The 22,072-nt window shown below is 41.3% G+C and carries 18 protein-coding genes and 1 pseudogene; 15 read left to right on the forward strand and 4 right to left on the reverse strand.

From position 1 onward, the window contains the following. The first annotated feature begins 271 nt into the window (after positions 1 to 271). The 4 genes from ACTNES_RS01960 to ACTNES_RS01975 all read left to right on the forward strand — a co-directional run bounded on the left by ACTNES_RS01960 (position 272) and on the right by ACTNES_RS01975 (position 4,920). Complete coding sequence (locus ACTNES_RS01960) at positions 272 to 1,129, forward strand: class I SAM-dependent methyltransferase (protein ID WP_216458666.1); 858 nt, start codon at positions 272 to 274, stop codon at positions 1,127 to 1,129. Between the two features lie 146 nt (positions 1,130 to 1,275). After that, positions 1,276 to 2,139: a YitT family protein gene (locus tag ACTNES_RS01965; RefSeq protein ID WP_291809682.1), complete on the forward strand. Its 864-nt coding sequence runs from the start codon at positions 1,276 to 1,278 to the stop codon at positions 2,137 to 2,139. Between the two features lie 395 nt (positions 2,140 to 2,534). After that, positions 2,535 to 3,470: a DUF2971 domain-containing protein gene (locus ACTNES_RS01970; RefSeq protein ID WP_216458668.1), complete on the forward strand. Its 936-nt coding sequence runs from the start codon at positions 2,535 to 2,537 to the stop codon at positions 3,468 to 3,470. A 127-nt stretch (positions 3,471 to 3,597) separates the two neighbouring features. Next, a complete protein-coding gene (locus ACTNES_RS01975; protein ID WP_291816154.1) occupies positions 3,598 to 4,920 on the forward strand; it encodes a phosphodiester glycosidase family protein in 1,323 nt (440 codons plus the stop codon). Here ACTNES_RS01975 and ACTNES_RS01980 read toward each other — a convergent pair. Then, a complete protein-coding gene (locus tag ACTNES_RS01980) occupies positions 4,905 to 5,051 on the reverse strand; it encodes a hypothetical protein (protein WP_216458670.1) in 147 nt (48 codons plus the stop codon). The two genes, ACTNES_RS01975 and ACTNES_RS01980, sit on opposite strands and share 16 nt — an antisense overlap. A gap of 300 nt (positions 5,052 to 5,351) precedes the next feature. Next, the gene (locus tag ACTNES_RS01985; RefSeq protein ID WP_291816153.1) at positions 5,352 to 6,005 is read right to left on the reverse strand and encodes a hypothetical protein; all 654 of its coding nucleotides are present in this window, start codon (positions 6,003 to 6,005) and stop codon (positions 5,352 to 5,354) included. A gap of 482 nt (positions 6,006 to 6,487) precedes the next feature. On the opposite strand from ACTNES_RS01985, the gene ACTNES_RS01990 reads away from it, so the two are divergent. After that, positions 6,488 to 7,774, forward strand: a complete 1,287-nt coding sequence (locus ACTNES_RS01990) for a PLP-dependent aminotransferase family protein (protein ID WP_216458672.1) — start codon at positions 6,488 to 6,490, stop codon at positions 7,772 to 7,774. Between the two features lie 169 nt (positions 7,775 to 7,943). On the opposite strand, the pseudogene ACTNES_RS01995 reads toward ACTNES_RS01990, so the two are convergent. Next, positions 7,944 to 8,006, reverse strand: a pseudogene (locus tag ACTNES_RS01995) (DUF6783 domain-containing protein); the annotation flags it as partial. Positions 8,007 to 8,045: 39 nt separating this feature from the next. On the opposite strand from ACTNES_RS01995, the gene ACTNES_RS02000 reads away from it, so the two are divergent. The 4 genes from ACTNES_RS02000 (at position 8,046) to ACTNES_RS02015 (ending at position 12,963) form a co-directional block, all read left to right on the forward strand. Then, positions 8,046 to 9,425, forward strand: coding sequence for a peptidoglycan binding domain-containing protein (locus tag ACTNES_RS02000; RefSeq protein ID WP_441038427.1), 1,380 nt, complete (start codon positions 8,046 to 8,048; stop codon positions 9,423 to 9,425). A 12-nt stretch (positions 9,426 to 9,437) separates the two neighbouring features. After that, positions 9,438 to 10,472 (forward strand): D-alanine--D-alanine ligase family protein, encoded by a 1,035-nt coding sequence (locus tag ACTNES_RS02005; RefSeq protein WP_441038428.1) that lies wholly within the window; start codon positions 9,438 to 9,440, stop codon positions 10,470 to 10,472. Between the two features lie 237 nt (positions 10,473 to 10,709). Beyond that, on the forward strand, positions 10,710 to 12,080 hold the full coding sequence (locus ACTNES_RS02010) for a UDP-N-acetylmuramoyl-tripeptide--D-alanyl-D-alanine ligase (RefSeq protein ID WP_291816699.1): 1,371 nt from the start codon (positions 10,710 to 10,712) through the stop codon (positions 12,078 to 12,080). 286 nt (positions 12,081 to 12,366) lie between these two features. After that, a complete protein-coding gene (locus tag ACTNES_RS02015) occupies positions 12,367 to 12,963 on the forward strand; it encodes a hypothetical protein (protein WP_291816698.1) in 597 nt (198 codons plus the stop codon). A 155-nt stretch (positions 12,964 to 13,118) separates the two neighbouring features. Here the strand turns inward: ACTNES_RS02015 and ACTNES_RS02020 are convergent, their stop codons facing one another. Further along, on the reverse strand, positions 13,119 to 13,394 hold the full coding sequence (locus ACTNES_RS02020; RefSeq protein ID WP_291809458.1) for a hypothetical protein: 276 nt from the start codon (positions 13,392 to 13,394) through the stop codon (positions 13,119 to 13,121). Positions 13,395 to 13,777: 383 nt separating this feature from the next. On the opposite strand from ACTNES_RS02020, the gene ACTNES_RS02025 reads away from it, so the two are divergent. The 6 genes from ACTNES_RS02025 (at position 13,778) to ACTNES_RS02050 (ending at position 20,825) form a co-directional block, all read left to right on the forward strand. Continuing rightward, positions 13,778 to 14,605 (forward strand): acyltransferase domain-containing protein, encoded by an 828-nt coding sequence (locus ACTNES_RS02025; RefSeq protein WP_291816696.1) that lies wholly within the window; start codon positions 13,778 to 13,780, stop codon positions 14,603 to 14,605. A 306-nt stretch (positions 14,606 to 14,911) separates the two neighbouring features. Continuing rightward, positions 14,912 to 15,232, forward strand: a complete 321-nt coding sequence (locus ACTNES_RS02030; RefSeq protein ID WP_291809465.1) for a hypothetical protein — start codon at positions 14,912 to 14,914, stop codon at positions 15,230 to 15,232. Positions 15,233 to 15,271: 39 nt separating this feature from the next. Further along, complete coding sequence (locus tag ACTNES_RS02035; RefSeq protein WP_441038429.1) at positions 15,272 to 16,267, forward strand: ABC transporter substrate-binding protein; 996 nt, start codon at positions 15,272 to 15,274, stop codon at positions 16,265 to 16,267. Positions 16,268 to 16,497: 230 nt separating this feature from the next. Continuing rightward, on the forward strand, positions 16,498 to 17,391 hold the full coding sequence (locus ACTNES_RS02040) for a carbohydrate ABC transporter permease (RefSeq protein WP_291816693.1): 894 nt from the start codon (positions 16,498 to 16,500) through the stop codon (positions 17,389 to 17,391). 4 nt (positions 17,392 to 17,395) lie between these two features. Then, a complete protein-coding gene (locus ACTNES_RS02045; protein ID WP_291816691.1) occupies positions 17,396 to 18,256 on the forward strand; it encodes a carbohydrate ABC transporter permease in 861 nt (286 codons plus the stop codon). Between the two features lie 310 nt (positions 18,257 to 18,566). Next, positions 18,567 to 20,825, forward strand: coding sequence for a hydratase (locus ACTNES_RS02050; RefSeq protein ID WP_291809477.1), 2,259 nt, complete (start codon positions 18,567 to 18,569; stop codon positions 20,823 to 20,825). Positions 20,826 to 22,072 lie beyond the last annotated feature (1,247 nt).

The raw sequence follows: 22,072 nt of genomic DNA on the forward strand, positions 1-22,072 counted from the left end.
GGCTACTAGAAAAATTGCGACTAGTTGAACAATATTGATTTGTGAAGAAATGTTTTAAGTATATGCGAATTTCTTACTGGCTGTAAGGGTTATTAACCATAAATATATTGTAGTAGAAAGGAATAATACTTTATTCATTTATAACTGCGAATTATGATGGTTTGCTTGCCATGGAGGGAGTTTTACCTTATACTACTATACAGTAGAAAATAGTATTGTGGTGGATTATGCGGTAATCTGCTGTATTTTATTTAGGAGGATATATTAGAAGATGTGGATTGCAGACGGATGGAAAGAGTATGAAGTGATTGATACTTCCTGTGGGGAGAAGCTGGAGCGTTGGGGAGATTATCTTCTGGTGCGTCCGGATCCGCAGGTTATCTGGGATACACCGAAAACAAATAAAGGCTGGAAGCATATGAATGGTCATTACCACAGAAGCAAGAAGGGTGGCGGTGAATGGGAGTTTTTTGATCTGCCGGAGCAGTGGGATATTCATTATAAGGATCTGACTTTTCACCTGAAACCATTTAGTTTTAAGCATACTGGTCTGTTTCCGGAGCAGGCTACGAACTGGGACTGGTTTGGGGATAAGATCCGGAATGCAGGGCGCCCGGTGAAGGTGTTGAATCTTTTTGCTTATACAGGTGGTGCGACTTTGGCGGCTGCGGCAGCAGGGGCTTCTGTTACTCATGTGGATGCGTCTAAGGGTATGGTTACCTGGGCGAAGGAGAATGCAGTTGCTTCCGGACTTGGGGATGCGCCGATCCGCTGGCTGGTGGATGATTGTGTGAAGTTTGTGGAGCGCGAGATCCGCAGGGGTAATCATTATGATGCAATTATTATGGATCCGCCTTCTTATGGTCGTGGACCAAAGGGCGAGATCTGGAAGATTGAGGATTGTATCCATGATCTGATCAAGTTGTGTACAAAGATTCTCAGTGATGATCCGTTATTTTTCCTGATCAATTCTTATACAACAGGTCTGGCACCGGCGGTGCTGACTTATATGTTGTCTACGGAGCTGAAGAAGTTTGGCGGTCATGTGGATTCTCAGGAGATCGGGCTTCCGGTAAGTTCTAATGGGCTGGTGCTGCCTTGTGGTGCTTCTGGAAGATGGGAAGCGTAATTTAACCAAATCAACTGTAGAGTAGTTATTTGGTTATGAGCAAGCAACGGATAATTTTATCCGTTTTGAAATCCTGTTTTGAGGATTTTGAATTGTGGAAATTATAAATTACACAAATAAAAGAAAATAGTGTGAAATATAAGATTATGAAAGAACTAAATTTAAAACACGAAGCCAAGCGTTACGGCTGTGCGGTTCTGGCTGCGACGATCATGGCGTTGAATATTAAGACATTTGTACGCGCAGGTGGTCTTTTTCCGGGAGGATTTACAGGACTTACTCTGCTGATCCAGAATATTTTCCAGACGTTTGCAGGGATTGCGATTCCGTATACACTGATCAACGTAACGTTGAACTCGATTCCTGTATTTATCGGTTTGAAATTTATCGGGAAGAAATTTACAATCAGTTCTGTCTGTGTGATCGTACTTTCCGGTCTGCTTACAGATATTATTCCGAGTCAGCCGATTACTTATGATACTTTGTTGATCAGTATCTTCGGTGGTCTGATCAATGGTTTCTGTATCAGCCTTTGCCTGATCGGTAATACGAGTACTGGTGGAACGGACTTTATTGCGATTTATTTCTCTGAGAAGAGCGGAAGAGATATCTGGAACTATATTCTGTGCGGAAATGCAGTGATCCTGACAATTGCAGGTCTACTCTTTGGATGGGACAGAGCACTTTACTCTATCATTTTCCAGTTTACCTCTACCCAGGTGATCCAGATGCTGCATCAGAGATATAAGAAGCATACGTTGTTCATCATCACGAAGGAGCCGTATCAGATTTATGAGGAAATCTTCAAACTCACCAATCACACGGCAACCCGCTTTGAAGGCACAGGATGCTATACAGATGAAAAGACCAGCATGATTTATTCTGTTGTATCTACTGAAGAAGCCAAGTTCCTGGTAAAGAAGGTACATGAGATTGATCCGAAAGCCTTTGTAAACATCATCAAAACCGACTACATTAATGGTCGATTTTATCAGAAAACAGATTATTAAATTCAATATTTATCAACAGGGCCGCTGTATATATGCAGCGGCTTTTCTATGCCATATAAAATTATTCCGAAATGTTCCAATGACATAAAAAAGTTTTCCAGGCAGGATTCTTTCCTGCTGCTATCTGAAAGCTCTGCACATTTTGAAAATGTTATATGACGGACTTAAAAATATGGTATATTGAAGGGGTTCCTTGAATTTACAGATTTGCCATTATTTTTTGCTATAATAATATTATCTTTTGGCGGAATAATATTCCATTATTGCAGGCAATCTAACCAAATCAGGTAAGCCACCTGCTTCAATTGCGAATATCCGCTTGACTTGAATCAGGTAGTGAAGCAGATTGTGAATATCTGCTTGACGATGAATTTTTTACAGGAGAAGAGAAAAGTATGATCGTATATCACTATTGCAGTTTAGAATCATTAAATTCTATTTTGAAGCATCGTTCCCTTCGTTTGACAAATATCCTGAAATCCAATGATTCGATGGAAATCAGCTGGATCTGTCGATATTACGATACAGAATTTAAAAGTGCTTACGAAAAAACTTCAGATTTATTCAAAGCCAATATTTCATTAGACAGATTTATGGGATATGTGAAACTGTTTACAGATGAATTTTTTAATGAAAACCATTCTGATTTCAGATATTATGTAACCTGTTTTTCTTATCAGAATGATCTGCTCAGCCAATGGCGGGGATATGCAGATGACGGACGCGGAGCTGCGATTGGGTTTGATCTGGATGTACTCAAAGAAATCGTAACAGTTTCGCCGGAAACTTCAAAGCCATCTATCGTGTCATTACATAAGATCAGTTATTCTGAAGCAGAACAGAGAGAAGTTGTGTTTCGGATTGTAGATGAATTAGTTGCTGAAATCGAAAAGATATTGCAGGAAGAAAAAGAATGCCTGGAAAGCGCTGAAAAAGATCAGGATTATGAAATAGAATTGATGGATAAAGTCATGAGCTGTTTTGAAAAAAAGTTTTTGAGATTATTTCAGGAATCCGTTTACATGAAAAATCCATTTTTCAGAGAAGAAAGCGAAATCCGATTGTGTGAGTTTTCGCCAAAACAATTTCTGATGGGAAGAGAAGTTGCGCTTTCTCTGGGGGCTCGTTTGTATAACTATTCCTATTATGTAAAAGAAAACCAGCTGGTATCCTATGTGGATTTTGATTTTTCAGATTGTCTTGATCAGTTGATCCGGGAGCTTGTCATAGGACCCAAGTGTCTGATGTCAGAAAGGGATATGGAGTATTATCTGACAACACTTGGGCTTCCAAACTGTCAGGTGAAAAAATCGCAGGGGACATATCGTTAGAGGGCTGCTGAGAGTTTGAGAACGGTGTATGAACTTGTGGGATCACTGTTCACGGAGCGAACAGTAACCTTGTGAGCAGCAGACGAGTTTATTCGCCTGAATATATAAAGGAAAGGCAGAAGACAGGATGACAGACATAAAAAGAAAATCAGCTTTCAGAAAACGAACAGTATTTCTTATTCTGATGTTATTTCTGATAACAGGGAGTAATATACATACAGTTTCCGTACAGGCAGCTACATATGTAAAACAGAACAGAACTTCAGTCAGCATAACATCGAAGAAAACGGGCTGGCAGAAAATAAACGGAGATTACTATTTTTATAACTCAAAAGGGCGTCTGATCTGTGGCTCTTTTAAATATAAGGGTTATTATTACTACAGCACTGCCAATGGCAAACGTTTCACCGGATGGATGAAACGCTCCGGTAACAAATACTACTATAACCGTAAAAACGGCGCCATGTTCCGAAACCGCTGGGCAACGGGTGATAAATACACCTATTATTTCAATAAATCCGGCGTGGCCATCGCAAACCAATGGCTTACCAAAGATGGAAAGAAATACTATTTTCTCAGCAATTCTACCATGGCAAAAGGCTGGCAGAAGATAGGGGGATACTATTATTATTTCAGCAAAAAAAACGGTGCCATGGCAAAAAATACCTGGATTGGAAATTACTATGTTAACAGCAAAGGCCGCCGTGTAAAATCTTCAGAAGCCAAGCCAACTGTTACTCAGAGCGGAAATTCTTATACATACAAAAGCAGTACATTAAACATTAAACTTGACCGCAAATCTGTCCATGGAATTTCCTATTGGGTAGCGCACATAAAAACATCCAGTGCGAAACAGCTGAAATCAGCTCTTTCCAACGGAACCTACGGAGGCTCCCGGCAGACTACTTCTGATGCAGTATCTTCCAATGGCGGGATCATTGGAGTAAACGGCAGTGCCTTCGATTACGGAACAGGAAAACCATCTCCACTCGGCATGTGCATCAAGAATGGAATTATCTACGGCGATTATATGACCAGTTATTCCGTTATGGCAGTTAAGAACAACGGAACCATCTACACCCCGGCACAGGGTCTTATGGGAAAAGACCTCCTTGCAGCCGGAGTAAAAGATACCTATAACTTTGGTCCTGTTCTGATCAAGGACGGAGAAGCACAGTCTCCATGGGCAGAAACAGAGAAATATTATCCACGTACAGCAGTAGGAATGGTGAAACCAAACGATTATGTTCTTCTGGTAACAGACACCGGAAGCTACACAGGACTAAACCACTGGGATATGGTGAATATTTTCAAATCCTACAGATGCACCTATGCCTATAACCTTGACGGTGGCGGTTCCGCAACCTTGTACTTTAATGGAAAAGTAATGAACAAACTCATTGGCAACACCCAGCGTCCATGCGCAGATTTCCTCTACTTTACCCGGTAATCCTTTTCCAGATAAGAATCCCGCCTGCTCGCACAGGCTGCCAGCGCCCAGCACACAAGAACCAGAAATCCCATTCCAATAGCCAGCAAAGCAAGTAAAATGATGATAATTGCGCGGATAAACATAGACATGGATAACCTCCTTTCACGGATATTCTGCATACATCAATGAAAAAAGAAGCTCTTACTTATAGGATATGATTTCTGGACATATTCATTCATTGATGTTCATAAAAAATGGATACATTAGAAATAAAAAAAGATATCAGGTCATCCTGATAAGAACAATTCAGACAGTTAAAAGATCTGTTAACTGGTTTCAATATACTCTGTTATATCAAAAAAGGCAAGCCGAAACTTTCGAGGAGTTTCGACTTGCCTTTTTAACCGGACTAAGTAAGCCCACTGCTTCAATTGCGAATATCCGCTTGATTATTTAAGCCCCAAAGAAACATATTCCATTAATCCTGACTTTTCATTTATTGCAGGAATAAGAATTTCAAAACCTTTGCCACCCTTTACAGAAATCTTATGACCATTAATTACAGTTTTTCCTTCCTGCTCACCCTTCAGAAAATACTCAAAACCAGGAAGCATAGCACCACTTTGCTGCTTTGAATTCCAATAATAATAGTCATCCAATTTCCATCCATTTTTCAGAACAACAGTGGTCTTAACCTTCTTATTGGCAAACTTTCCATAGCTGAGATTTACAACGGAAGAAGAATTAAATTTAGAACCCGAAACAGAAGTACTGCCAATCTTTACAGACTGAACCGGATTCACATACTTCTTTACAATAACTTTAGTCTTATAAGTTTTTCCCTTCAACTTCACAGATACAACAGCAGTACCCGGCTTTTGAGCCTTCAGATAAAGATAATACTTACCAAAAGAGGTATCTTTTTGCTTTACCTGTTTAATAGAAACAACCGACTTATTACTCGTATTCAATTCAGAAGCCTTAGTCGATATACGCTCAAAAAACTGATAATCACGTTCAGGATATGCAACAAGTGTCACCGACTCCGGCAACGCCCCCGCCCAGGTCACAACAGGCGACACCACGGTCATAGAAACCAACATACAAAACGCCAGCAAAACAGAAACCTATTTTCTACTCATCTTCCTTATGTGCTTTCCTCCTTGCGAAAACCCAATGTTAATATGTGTGCATCTATATATTATTCATTATAACAATATCTCGTATTTATTTGTAACCCCAATTGTACAAGTGTAAAAGTCTAAATATGGGGACAGGATACTTAATAATTAAGATATCAAGTTAGGGGTAGAATACCTTTTGACCTTAACATCAAGATATAAGAATGTTGCAACAATGTTATTTGTCCAATATCCAGCGCGAAGAACCAACAGACAGATGCTTCTTCGCGCGTCTCTTCTCTATATTTTGGTAAAATATTCACAATTCCACAAAAACACTTGACAACCCCACTTTACCATACTAAAATGTAAAAAGCACAAAAACTGTTGCCACAGGAAAAACAAATGATTGTCCTATACGGAAAACAAAAACATCCATCCATGGCAGAACAAGGAGGAATATTATGAAAAAATACAGCGACATGAGCAAAGAAGAACTGCTTACACTCAAAGCACAGCTGGATAAAGAATACGCAGACATCAAAGCACAGGGATTAGCCCTCGACATGTCCCGTGGAAAACCAGCCGCAGACCAGCTCGATCTTTCCATGGAGTTAATGGACGTATTAAACAGCGACTCAGATCTCAAATGCGAAACAGGCGTAGACTGCCGTAACTACGGTGTCATCGACGGAATCCCGGAAGCAAAACGCCTTCTCGGAGAAATGTCCGAAGTAGACCCTGACCACATCATCATCTACGGAAACTCCAGCCTCAACGTAATGTTCGACAGCATCGCACGTTCCATGACTCACGGCGTAATGGGAAACACCCCATGGTGCAAACTTGACAAAGTAAAATTCCTCTGTCCTGTACCAGGATATGACCGTCACTTCAAGATCACAGAATTCTTCGGAATCGAAATGATCAACGTCCCAATGACACCACAGGGACCTGACATGGATATGGTAGAGAAACTCGTCAGCGAAGATGCAGCCATCAAAGGAATCTGGTGCGTACCGAAATACTCCAACCCACAGGGCTACACATACTCCAAAGAAACAGTAGAGCGTTTCGCAAGACTGAAACCAGCAGCACCTGACTTCCGTATCTACTGGGACAATGCATACAGCATCCATCATCTCTACGATGACAACCAGGACTTCCTCGTAGAAATCCTCGAAGAATGCGAAAAAGCAGGCAACCCTGACCTTGTATACAAATTCACATCAACATCAAAAGTAAGCTTCCCAGGCTCCGGTATCGCAGCAGTTGCAGCATCCAAAGCAAACCTGGAAGACTTCCGCAGCTACATGCAGATCCAGACGATCGGACATGACAAATTAAACCAGTTACGTCACGTAAGATTCTTCAAAGATCTCAACGGACTGCACGAACACATGAGAAAACATGCAAACATCATCCGTCCGAAATTCGAACTGGTACTCGATACTCTTGAGAAAGAACTTGGTGGTCTCGGAATCGGCGAGTGGACAAAACCACACGGCGGATACTTCATCTCCTTCGATTCCATGGAAGGATGTGCAAAAGCAATCGTAGCCAAAGCAAAAGAAGCAGGTGTCGTACTCACAGGAGCAGGCGCAACATACCCATATGGAAAAGACCCGAAAGACTCTAACATCCGTATTGCACCAAGCTTCCCGACACTCGAAGACCTTGGAAAAGCAGCAGAAGTATTTGTACTCTGCGTAAAACTTACAAGTGTAGAGAAATTACTGGAAAACGCTTAAAATAGAACCAAATCATATTTACTTTCAGGATAAATAATGTAATAATGAAACTGCCCGGCATAAATTTTTGCCGGGCGGTTGCTGTTTATAAATATATAAATTACAAACAGAGACAGAACCATTTGATAAAATCAGCTGAACAGCAAGCGATAAAATAAAGCAGGAACCTTTAGGAATGAGCAATCTGCATGCCCCGTTTTGCAGTACATTTTGCCCGAATTCGGTTGTCGTAGCTAGAAAGAGACTATATGATTTGAAAGGAGAGTATATTGTGAGCACCAGAAAGAAGATCATGGTCAGTCTGATCGTAATTTTACTCCTGCTGACCGCCGGAGCATATGGATATGGCGTATACTATTTCACAGAGCACTTTTTACCGGGCTCCATGGTAAACAGCTTTAACTGCTCCTACATGACAGTATCAGAATCCGAAGACTTACTCACGAAGAAAGTAGGGGCTTATGTCCTTACCATTAATACCAGAAACAACGGGCAGGAGAGCATCACTGCTGAACAGGCCGGACTTTCCTACGATTCCGATGGAAGCGTCAATAATCTGATCAAAAACCAGAACCGTTTTACATGGTTTCTGGAATTCAGTCAGCACAAAGAATACGAAATTTCATCATCTATAAAATACGATGAGCAAAAAGTAAACGTTGCCATTTCCGGATTGAAATGCATGCAGCAGGACAATGTTACAGAACCGTCAGACGCTCATCTTGAAGAAAAAGATGACAAATTCGTGATCATTCCGGAAGAACAGGGAAATGCGCTGAAAGCAGAGGAAACAACGCAAGATATCATCCAGGCTCTCCTTACGGGAAGAACGCCGATTGATCTGGAGGCAGACGGATGTTACAAAGAACCGTCCATTTATCAGGACAACGAAACACTGGTCAAAAACTGCGACCTGATAAACAAGCTTACAGATGTGATCATCACTTACGATTTTGACGACCGCACAGAGACTGTAGACCGGGAAGTAATTCAAAACTGGCTCACAACAGACGAAAACGGTCTTTACACTCTTGACAAAACGCAGATAGAAGCGTATATCAGTGAACTGGCGGCAAAGTACGACACAGTGGGAACAGACAGAACATTCAATACCTATGATGGCCGTCAGATTTCTGTAGGCGGAGGAACCTACGGATGGCAGATAGACCAGGAAGCAGAGACAAAGGCTCTTATGGAACTGATCCAGAATGGCGAAACCCAGGTAAGAGAACCGGTTTATGCTCATGAAGGACTGGTCAGAAAGACAAATGATCTGGGATATACCTACATAGAGATTGACCTGACCGCCCAGAGAATGGTATTCTATAAGGATGGAACGCCAACTGCAGATGCGCAGATCGTATCAGGAAATCCATATGTGCCAAACTGCGCAACTCCGACAGGATGCTATACGGTAGGCGAACTGAAGAGTGGATGTACGATAAACGGTGAAGATTATCCGTCTGCAGTAAACTACTGGATACAGTTTGACGGAAATCTGGGAATTAATGATGCCCCATGGCGGACAGCTTTCGGTGAACAGCTTTATGAATTTGAGGGAACTCATGGAAGTATCTGCGCACCGTCCGATCAGGTACAGATCATCTACAGTAATGTTGAAAAGAACACACCAGTTGTGATTTATGAATAAAGGAGAATAGGAATGAAGATAGTAGTATTAGCGGGGGGAACAAGTACAGAACGTACAGTTTCTATCACATCAGGAACAGGAATATGTACAGCATTACGCCAGAAAGGCCACCAGGCAATCCTTGTGGATATTTTCTGCGGCGTGGAGAACGTAGACTGGGAAAATCCTTTCCCGGCAGAATATGATGTAGAAGCAGCATCTGCATACATGTCATCCTTCAATGACAAAATTGAAGAAATGAAGAAAGAGAGAAGAAACTTCTTCGGACCAAACGTTCTGAAGCTCTGCGAAGCAGCAGACATCGTTTTCCTTGGTCTCCATGGAGCAAACGGAGAAGATGGAAAAGTGCAGGCAACATTTGATCTGATGGGAATCAAATACACAGGAACCGGTTACTTAAGCAGTGCCATGGCAATGGATAAAGGAATCACAAAGCAGATGTTCCTGATGAACAATGTGCCGACACCGCGCGGGATTTCCATGACAAAAGACGAAATGACCACAGACCTCAAAGCTCTCGGAATAGAATTCCCTGTAGTTGTAAAAACATGCTGTGGTGGTTCCAGTGTAGGCGTTTACATTGCAAATGATCAGGCAGAATATGAGCAGGCGCTGAAAGATGCTTATTCCTATGAGAACGAAGTTGTGATCGAAGAATACATCAAAGGCCGCGAATTTTCTGTAGCAGTAGTGGATGGAAAAGCTTATCCGATCATCGAGATCGCACCATTACAGGGCTTCTATGATTACAAGAACAAATACCAGGCAGGTTCCACAATTGAAACATGCCCTGCTGAAATTTCACCGGAACTTACAGAAAAAATGCAGTACTATGCAGAGGCCGGTGCGAAAGCTTTATTTATGGAAGGCTACTGTCGCCTTGATTTCATGATGAAAGAAAACGGCGACATGTACTGTCTGGAAGCAAACACACTTCCTGGAATGACTCCGACCAGTCTGATCCCGCAGGAAGCTAAGGTTCTGGGAATCGATTATCCGACCTTATGTGAGAAACTGATTGAAGTTTCTATGAAGAAGTATAAATAGAATATAGACTTTGTTGAACCAAATACTGTCGAGTGAATATAAAAAAGCACCATCCATTGCTGCTTCTTTTCACAATTGAAGCAGGGGACTTACTTAATTCAGTTAAATTTGACAGACAGTGATTTGGGTAAATCAGGAAAGTTCTTGATTTCAAATATATAAAATCATTCTATTTTAGTGAATTATATGGTTTGGTTGAATATCAGATTATAAGAAAGAAGATATAGAGAGAATATTATGAAGAATTTAACTCTGGAAAACATCGCCCGCGTATGCGGCGGCACCTACTATGGTCCGGCAGACAAACTGCAGGAAGAAGTTATGTCCATCACCACAGACAGCAGAAAAGCAGAAGCCGGGTGTCTGTTCGTACCTATCGTTGGCGAGCGTGTAGACGCACACAAATTCATTCCGCAGGTAATGGCAGCAGGTGCACTTGCAACTCTTTCCGAGCGTGTACTCGAGAACGCAGACTTTCCGTACATTGTAGTAGAATCCTCCCTGCAGGCGGTTAAGGATATCGCAGAATTTTACTTAAAACAGCTCCAGATCCCGGTAGTGGGGATCACAGGCAGCGTCGGCAAAACAAGTACAAAAGAAGTGATCGCTTCTGTACTGAGTCAGAAATACCGTACCCTGAAAACACAGGGAAACTTTAACAACGAACTAGGCCTGCCTCTTACTGTTTTTCGTCTCCGTGACGAAGACGAAATGGCAGTCCTTGAAATGGGAATCAGTGATTTCGGCGAGATGACCAGACTTGCACAGATCGCAAGACCGGACACCTGCGTGATCACAAACATCGGAACCTGTCATCTGGAGAACTTAGGAGACCGTGATGGTGTCCTGAAAGCAAAGACAGAAATCTTCAAGTTCCTCAAACCTGACGGACATATCGTTCTGAATGGTGATGACGATAAACTCTCCACAGTCAAAGACCATGAAGGCATTAAACCTGTATTCTTTGGAATGAGCAATGGATGCCAGGTTTACGGCGATGAGATCGTGAGCAGAGGCTTAAAAGGAATGACATGCACCATCCATATGGGAGGTACTGCATTTACCGTAGACATTCCAATGCCTGGCCGCCACATGGTATACAATGCTCTGGCAGCAGCTGCTGTAGGAAATACTTATGGATTGACAACAGATCAGATCAAAGCTGGAATCGAAAGTCTGGAACCGATCAGTGGACGTTTCAGAATGATTGAAACAGACAAATTTCTGATCGTAGATGACTGTTATAATGCAAACCCAATGTCCATGAAGGCATCCTTAGATGTCCTGCAGGATGGTGCAGGTCGCAGGATCGCAGTTCTCGGTGATATGGGTGAACTGGGCGAGAATGAAGTGCAGCTTCACGAAGAAGTCGGTGAACATGCCGGCAAGTGTGACATTGATGTACTGATCTGCACAGGAAAACTTTGTAAAAACATGGCAGACAAAGCAATCCAGACTAACCCGGACCTCAAGGTAGTCTACGAACCGGACAGAGAGAGCCTGCTGGCACATCTGGATGGATATGTTCAGAATGGAGATACCATCCTTGTGAAAGCATCTCATTTTATGAAATTTGAAGAGGTGGTTGAGAAACTGCAGAACATGTAGGGATTTACCGAAATTGAGTAAGTTTCTTGTTTCAATTGATAAGATCTGCCTGGTTTAGATGGGGTAGTTTCTTGTTTCAATTTACAGTGTCTATCGATAACGGGTAATATAGTATATTTGTATAATTAAAAATAGAACAGGATCGCAGATAGAGACATTCCATGTCTGAATGGAAGATCTATCTGCAGATCCTGTTTTTTTATGCAGGAATTTGATGAACGATTTTAGTTCCCTGTTTGTGCAGACCGCAGTATAATGACTTTATCAGTTCAATCAGGAGGATGTTATGCTGGAGAAAATTATGAATCTGCATCTTCTGCTTTATGCCATGATCGTGCTGGGCGGACTTGGCGCACTGGGGATGCTGGCCACACATCTTACTTACCGAAGACTGATCAGAAAAAACACAGAGCTGAAATCAAACCTCAAAGAGAAATGGATGAATCTCTGGAAAACAAGAGACAAGCTGTTAAACCGCATGAACCGGCTTGTATGGTATCCGTCACTTTTCTGTACGGCTCTTCTTGGACTGGCTTTTTTTCTGTACTCAGAAAATATGAGATGGGACGGAATGCCGCTGGCATATCTGTATGTGGGAGCCATTGTTCCTGCAACACTGCTTTTGCTGAGACAGGCACTTGACTTTACATACAGGGAAGAGCTTCTGATGAATACTCTTTCAGATTATGTAGAGCATGTTCGAACCTGGGTGGAAGAAGTTCCGGCAGCGGAAAAACCGGATGAGACTGCGAAAGAAGCGATTGTAGAGCACATTGCAGAAAGCATTCGTCAGACTGCGGCTACAGGAAGTCATTTCAGCAGAATGCTTACGCCTGAGGAAGAAGAAATCATGCGGGAGATCATACGAGAGTTTATGGAATGATCCCGGAAATAATTAATGATCTGTCAAACTGGAATGAAATATGTAGTTTCAGAAGAAGACATTGCCTGAGACGACATACATATTCATTCCGGAATGGCAGAAATCCGTTAAGTGGTGATGAGTATATGACATGTAAAAAAAGATTAAGAATTTGATCAATAATCATCGTCTTCTTCGATTACCTGGATTTCCAGATAATCAAAGTCTATCTGTTCTATGAAATTATCCTGATAAAATCTTGCTTTTCCATGTTTTTTGAAATGTTTGACCGTAGAGTCAAGCCAGATCGGATTGCCCAGATCCATTTCGTAGCAGATGCTTTCCAGACCGCGGAAAATCTTATGTGTCCGGGTGTCTTTGGAATCATCGCAGATTACGGTATCTTTTAGTAAATGGTTATCTTTCCATATTTTTCCCCATAAGCGAAACATAGTAAAAATCCTCCTGATTAGAACAAAAGATAGTATAGAGTATAGTTTATTTTTGGGGGAAAGTAAAGGGAAGAGGGACGTGTAGAAAAATATTTCATTTCATGTGCGGTTTCGGACGCTAAGATATTCTAAGTTCCTAAAAATCTGCTAAAAGCATGAGAAATCAGAGCCAAACTCGCTGTGCTCAGACAGTGTCTCTGATTTCTCATAACGCAGATTTTTAGAAACTAAGAATATCTAAGCATCCTGCAAATGCACATGAAATGAAATATTTTTCTACACTGATGTTGGTCTCGCGGGTGGTGTTTGGGTGTGAAAATGTTATAATGGGATATAAGTTTAAAGTGCAGCAAAATATGAAATACAATGGGAGGATATACGAAATGGAATTAAAGGAATTGTGTAAAGGAATACAGCTTCCGCAGGAAGCTTGTGGGAGAGTGTTTGAGGAGTATGAGAAGGTAAATCTGGCGGAGATGGAGCGTCAGTTAAATAACCTTATGGAGAGAGGAACAGCTGAGAAGGCGTATCATCAGCTGGTGAATTGTCTGGGAAAGGATCCGGGCAATATGAAAATGCTGATGTGTCAGCTTGTATGTGCGTGCCGGGATTATGACAGATATAGGGAGCTGGGAATTTCAGATGAAATTTATTTTAATACAATGAAATGTTTTACCAGATTTCTGGGAGAGCGCAGAGAGAGAACGGGGGAGGTTTTGTTTGATCGTGGATGGTGGACATATCGTCAGGTAAGTATGACGTTGTTTCGGATTGGAGAATTGGAATATGAATTGACTGCGTTTGAAGGGAAAGATGCGATCAGTATCCACATTCCTTCAGATACAGTGTTTATCCCGGAGGAGGTAGAGGAATCTTTAAGAATGGCAGAGGATTTTATCAGGCGTGTTTATCCGGAATACGTTGGTGCAGAATATTTTTGCGAATCCTGGCTTCTTTCACCGAGACTGGCGGAGCTTGTAAAGGAAACTTCTAATATTCGAAAGTTTCAGAAGCGTTTCGTTATTAAGAAGGATCTGCCTGAGGACAAGGAATATATGGAGTGGTTATTTGGAAAAACACCGGATACACCTCTTGAAGAGCTTCCTGAGAACACTTCACTACAGCGAAAAGCGAAAGTGTTACTGGAAAATGGCGGAAATCTGGGGGCAGGTGTTGGAATTTTAACGAAAACGTTTACGCTAGAAAATTGAAAATTGATTCACAAACTACAGAAATGTCGAAAAATATAAGAATAATAAAAATCTTGACGAAAACGAATTGAGTAAATATGCATAATAAAATAGATTAAATATAATGCGAATTATACGAAAAGCATAATTTAAGCAAAAAGACCAATGACAAATTGGGTGATATGCTGTTTAATAAAGGAAAGAAAACGATTAAGTAGAGCGAAACCAAACAAAACTTAATCAAAAATGTGTTTCGAAAGCGTAAGCAGAAGAACACATCACACACCAATGTGTAAGAAATCATTTATTTCTAAAGGAGGACACACAATGAAGAAAAAAGTAATGGCAATTGCTCTGGCAGCAGCAACAGTATCATCCATGATGGGAGCATCAATGGTAAGCGCAGCAACAGACGTAGCAAACAACGATCTGGCTTACAAAGGAGATCTGGAGATTATGCATTACTCCACATCTGAAGAATCTGAAGGAAATGGTGGATCTGATGGATTCCGTACAGTATTAGCAGCATGGAACGATGCTCATCCGGACATCAACTTAAATGAGAACGTTCTTGCAAACGCAGAATACAAAACACAGATCGCTACTCTTGCAGCAGCAGATAACCTTCCGGATGTATTCCTCCTTTAGGGTATGAATACTAAAGCATGGGCAGAGCAGGGACTGATCATGGACCTGACAGATACCATCAAAGCTTCTCCATATTATGATCAGTATGATCAGGATTACTTCACACCATTTAAAGATGGCGACAAGCTTTATGGATATCCTGTACTGACAGGTGGTACCTGTACAGTAGTTATCTATGATAAAGCAATGTGGAAAGAAGCAGGATACGATGAATTCCCGTCAACATGGGAAGACGTAGAGAAAGCTTCTGAATACTTCAAAGATCAGGGAATCGACACTGTAGCATTTGGTAATGGTGGAAAATGGCAGGCAAACAGTGACTTTCTTTCCACACTTGGTGACAGATGCACAGGTAAAGACTGGTTCCAGAGCCTGATCGACAAAGGCGGCGCAGCATTTACAGATGAAGCATTTGTAAAAGCTCTGACAGAAACACAGCACCTGTTCACAGAAACAGATATCTTCAACGAAGATTATAACTCCGTAACAAACGAAGATGCACGTGAATACTATATCTCCGGTGACGCAGCAGCATTCATCGGTGGTAACTGGGATGAATCCTACATCGCAGCAACTCTGAAAGACAGCGATGAAGAGAAATTCAATAACATCGGATTTGCAGTTCTTCCACAGCCAGCAGATGCAACAGAAGATCCTGATTCTCAGAACATCGGTCTTGGATACGCTGTAGCAATCAACCCTAAGGTTGCAGACGATCCTGACAAATTAGCAGCAGCTATCGACCTTGCACAGGAAATCACAGGACCTGCATTCTCTACATACGTAGCTGAGAACTATGCACTTGGCGGATTAACAAAGACAGAAGATGTTGACCTGAGCAAATTTGACCAGATCACACAGGATTTCTACAACTATTCATATGTTGATACAACAAAATGCGAGATTTATGACTCCTACATCAACAGTGCTGTATGGGATGTTCTGAACACAGACCTTCAGACTATGATGAACGGTGAAATGACACCTGAAGAAGTAGCTGAAAACGCTCAGAAAGCATACGAAGAGAATTATTAAAAACTGACCCGAACTGAACAGTTTCCTGATTCGGTTACGGAAAGCAATGCAAAGTAACCGTTCTGCCCACTGCGGTGGGCGGAGCGGTTTTGTACTATTATATGAATGGGCACTTTTCTGTAATAGTATAAGAAGTTACTGTTCGCTGGCGATCCAGCACAAATTCGTATGCTTGTTCACTAAGTGAACATGTGGTTAGGAGTTTTTTTCAGGAAAGAGAGGTACAGCATATGTTGACGACAATCAAGCCCAAAAAGAAAACGCTTATTTTATATCTGATCATACCTGTTCTGATGTTTGTATTTACCGTATTCGTTCCACTGGTAACTGCGCTGGTATACAGTTTCTTCGAGTGGAAAGGCGGTCCGATGAAGACATTCAACGGACTTGCAAATTATAAACAGCTGATCCAGGATACCACATTCTGGCAGTCATTCGGACACAACATTTATCTTGTAATCGCATGTATTATTGGTCAGATTGGTATCGCATTTATCCTTGTACTTATGGTAAATGCAAAATCTACTAAATTAAAAGGTATCCATCGTACATTCGGCTTCTTCCCGAGTACGATCGCAGCAGTTTGTATTGGTTTGATCTGGAATATGATCTACCACAATAAATACGGTCTGATCAACTGGTTCTTAAAAGCAATCGGCCGAAAAGATCTCTGCCAGGTATGGTTAAACAATTCCAAGATCGTTATGCTCTGCGTAACAATCCCGCTGATCTGGCAGTTCATTGGTTATTATATGGTAATTATCCTGTCCGCTATCTCATCAATCGACTCTGAGATTTTTGAGAGCGCACAGATTGACGGAGCAAATGGAGTCCAGACAGCATGGTACATTACTCTGCCGCTGATCAAGAACACAATGCTTGTATGTATTACCCTCTGCGTAGCCGGTAATATGAAAGCTTTCGATAATATCTATGTTATGACAAAGGGTGGTCCTGGTACTGCATCCATGGTTATGGCGATGTACGGATATCAGGTATCCTTCAGTCAGAGTAACATGGGATATGGTAGCTGTATTTCTGTAGCGATCTTCGTATTATCTCTTCTGGTGATCGGAGGTTCACAGGGACTTATCAAATATCTGACCAGGGAAAAGGAGGCATAAGATTATGAATACGAACGCACCTAAAACTCATAAAGTGAGAAAAGGGGTTGCAGTAGTGGTCATGAACGTGATCCTCATTATCTTCTCACTCTCCTGTATTTTCCCGATCGTGTGGATGGCATATTCTTCTCTGAAAGAGAAACGTGTATTTAACGCAGATATCATGGGTCTGCCAAAGAATCCGACACTGATCAACTACATAAAGATCCTCAGCAACAAGGATTATCATCTGGGTGAATCAATGCTTAACAGTGTAAGAACAACAGGACTTTCCATTATCCTGATCATCCTGTTCAGCTTTATCGTAGGTTACATCCTTTCACGTGTTCATTTCAAATTAAACCGTGTATTATATGTAATGTTCCTGATGGGTATGCTGATCCCGATCCATTCCCTTCTGGTTCCGATTTACGTTGTATTCCAGAGATGTGGAATTAACAACAGATGGTTTACCCTTCTTCTTCCATACGTTTCCTTTGGTCTTCCGATGGGAATCTTCCTGGTAGAAGGTTATGTAAAAACAATTCCGGTTTCACTGGAAGAGGCAGCAGCGATCGATGGAAGTAACTTCACCCATACCTTATGGACGATCATCCTTCCAATCTGCCGCCCGATCCTTACAACAGTAGCGATCATTCAGGTATTCAGCTGCTGGAATGAATTCTCATTCGCATTAGTTCTTATTAAAGACGTAAGCCTGCAGACAGTTCCTCTTGCACTGACTCAGTTCAAAGGACAGTTTGCATCAGACTATCCGAAGCAGATGGCAGCCATGCTGATCACTATGGCGCCGGTTGTTGTTCTCTACTTCGCATTCAGCAAGGAAATCATCAAAGGTATGGTATCCGGAGCTGTAAAAGGTTGATATTGCCGATTCCCCTTATGATTTAGCCAAGAATCCCCTGGAAGGTGTGTGACTCCTTACTTTCCGGGGGACTTCTTTATGTGGTTTGTTTTGGAAAAAATACTTGCGTCGCCGGACTTGATTATTCGTCGGGAATACTCTATAATAAAATTTAAAATTTCCATAAATTAGCGTGTCAAAGTGTACGCGGGACGGAATTTGTCTCAGATTGCCTGCAGCAATAAAATTTTGGACTTAAATGTCCCGGGATAGCAGCATATGAACAGCGGCAGATGTACATAACGCAAAAAAACAGAATGGAGGATACATTATGAAATTATACGATACCGGAGTATATTTACTGAATGGTCAGAAGATCGTTCCGGAGAATCAGGCAGATGTTCCTGTTTCCAAAGAGGAAGCAGCAAAGAACACCATCGCCTATTCAATTCTGGAAGCGCACAATACTTCTGGAAATATGGAGAAGCTTCAGATCAAATTCGATAAACTGACTTCCCATGATATCACATTTGTTGGTATCATCCAGACAGCCCGTGCTTCAGGACTTGAGAAGTTCCCGGTGCCATATGTTCTGACAAACTGTCATAACTCTCTTTGTGCAGTAGGCGGAACTATCAATGAAGATGACCACATGTTTGGACTTACCTGCGCCAAGAAATATGGCGGCGTATACGTACCACCTCATCAGGCAGTTATCCATCAGTTTGCAAGAGAAATGCTTGCAGCAGGCGGCAAAATGATCCTCGGTTCAGACAGCCATACCCGCTACGGTGCTCTTGGCACAATGGCAATGGGCGAAGGCGGTCCGGAGCTTGTAAAACAGCTTCTTTCTCAGACATATGATATCAATATGCCGGGCGTCGTTGCAATCTACCTCACCGGCTCTCCGCGTCCGGGCGTAGGTCCTCAGGACGTTGCCCTTGCGATCATCGGCAAAGTTTTTGCAAACGGCTATGTAAAGAATAAAGTAATGGAATTTGTCGGACCTGGTGTTGCAAACTTAAGTGCTGATTTCCGTATCGGTGTGGATGTAATGACAACAGAGACAACCTGTCTTTCTTCTATCTGGCAGACAGATGAGAAGATCCAGGAGTTCTATGAGATCCACGGCAGAAGCGAAGATTACAAAGAACTGAAACCAGGCGCAACCGCATACTATGATGGATGTGTAGAAATCGACCTCAGCGAGATCAAGCCAATGATCGCTATGCCGTTCCATCCAAGTAATACATACACCATCGACGAACTGAAAGCAAATCTGGATGACATCCTTGCAGATGTTGAGAAGAAAGCTCAGATCAGCCTTGACGGAAAAGTTCCTTATACATTAAGAGATAAAGTCATTGGTGGCAAACTTTATGTAGAACAGGGAATCATCGCAGGATGTGCAGGTGGCGGATTCGAGAATATCTGCGCAGCAGCTGATATCCTGAAAGGAAAGAGCATTGGTGCAGATGCCTTTACATTAAGCGTTTATCCGGCAAGTACGCCAATCTACATGGAACTGGCTAAGAATGGCGTTCTGGCAGAACTGCTTGGAACAGGTGCAGTTGTGAAGACTGCTTTCTGCGGACCATGCTTCGGTGCCGGCGATACTCCTGCAAACAATGCGTTCAGTATCCGCCACACAACCAGAAACTTCCCGAACCGTGAAGGTTCCAAGATCCAGAATGGTCAGATTTCTTCTGTTGCACTTATGGATGCACGTTCCATTGCAGCAACAGCAGCAAACAAAGGGTTCCTGACTTCCGCAGAGGATTACACAGGCGGCTACACAGGTCAGAAATATTTCTTTGACAAGACAATTTATGAGAATCGTGTATTTGACAGCAAGGGCGTAGCTGATCCAAGTGTAGAGATCCAGTTTGGTCCAAACATCAAGGACTGGCCGGAGATGGCAGCACTTCCGGAGAATTTGATCGTGAAAGTAGTTTCTGAGATTCATGACCCTGTTACTACAACAGACGAGCTGATCCCATCCGGTGAAACTTCTTCCTATCGTTCCAACCCGCTTGGACTGGCAGAGTTCACACTTTCCAGAAAAGATCCTGCTTATGTGGGACGTGCAAAAGAAGTTCAGAAAGCACAGAAAGCGATCCAGGAGGGCAAATGTCCGGCAGAAGCACTTCCGGAACTGAAACCTGTAATGGAAGTGATCAAGAAGGATTACCCGGATGTCAGCAAAGAGAATGTTGGTGTCGGAAGTACGATCTTCGCAGTGAAACCTGGTGACGGTTCTGCCCGTGAACAGGCAGCATCCTGCCAGAAGGTACTTGGCGGATGGGCAAATGTTGCCAATGAGTATGCAACGAAGAGATATCGTTCCAACCTGATTAACTGGGGTATGCTTCCATTCCTGATCAAAGAGGGTGAGCTTCCATTCACAAACGGAGACTACCTGTTCTTCCCGGAAATCCGTAAGGCAGTATCAGAGAAGGATGATGTGATCAAAGGATATGTTGTTGGTGACAACGGACTGAAAGAGTTTGAGGTAACTCTTGGAGAACTTACGGATGATGAACGTGAGATTATCCTTAAGGGATGCCTGATCAATTATAATAGAAAATAAGATGTATGAGGCGCAGCTGTAGATTATATGGCTGCGCCGTTTTTGTATAACTAGCATAAATAGTCAGAAAAGAACGGAATAAATATAAATATTATGAAATTAATGCAAATAAAACAATAATATAACAAAAATAATGAAATAAATAGCAAAAATGTATTGACAAATAAGAAGATGGGTGGTATTATAAGTCCATCAAAAGAAAACAGGAAACAAAATAAATAATCAAAGAAATTCATTCAATTCATAGCATATATAAATGTTCCAATGAAAAGGATGAAAATAACAGAAAGGTTTAGGTGATTCCATTGGGAAAGAAGTTATAACATCATCAATATAAGAGTGATGGGTATCGCATTTCCTGCAAGAAAGACCTGATACAGAAATGAAATGAAGAAGTTTTTTCCTTATATAAAAAATATACGCACAGTTCAGTAAGGAAAAGAATCGTATCCAAGGTGATTATAGAAGCGATAACTTATATTGAATATCTGTCACAGACCTGATACAAAGATTTTGATAAATGTGTAAAGAAATATTTATCGAAAGAATATAACCCTTATCTCAATAGTTAGCCGGAAAGAATAGTTTCAGGTAACAGAGAAATTGTTGGTAAGAACGATATTTTGAAATGTATATCTGCAGAGGATGATATAGATTGAAGCTTTGCATCAGAAGAATATCAAATATTTTATAATAGGAGATATTGAAGAGAAATATTAAGATACTTTTTATAAATACTTTACATAATAATCAGAACATCTGCCATTTGTGTTCAAAAGATATATGATAAAGTACAAAAAGATAAATAAACGGTTGTGGATTTAAGAAGTTAAGTTTACAATTGCTTAGCACGAATAATTGAAAAAAGTATATCTGATATTTCCAAATAACATCAAATTATAATCCGTGAAATTATAATTTAAAATCTATAAAACTTTCTAAGTAAGTTCTATGAGTAAAATAACTGATAGTCAGATGCGAAATTTGAATCAGATTATTGATAACGCATATGAATTATGAGCAGGGAATCAGAAGAGAAATTTATAATAGAAAAATTAAATATGGAAACCTGAAAAAGTAATCTGTAAATAAAATATTATTATAGAAAGAATACTAAGAGGAAAATAAATTGAATAACGAAGAACATTAAAACGGTCATCATTTTTGAAATTGAGGAAAGTAAGAAGTGATGACCGTTTTTAATATGCAAAATTCGGTGTATTGCGAAAATCATTGCCTGGTACGAT

It is taken from the genome of Blautia sp. HCP3S3_D9, from assembly GCF_052063845.1.
Lineage (GTDB): Bacteria > Bacillota > Clostridia > Lachnospirales > Lachnospiraceae > Blautia_A.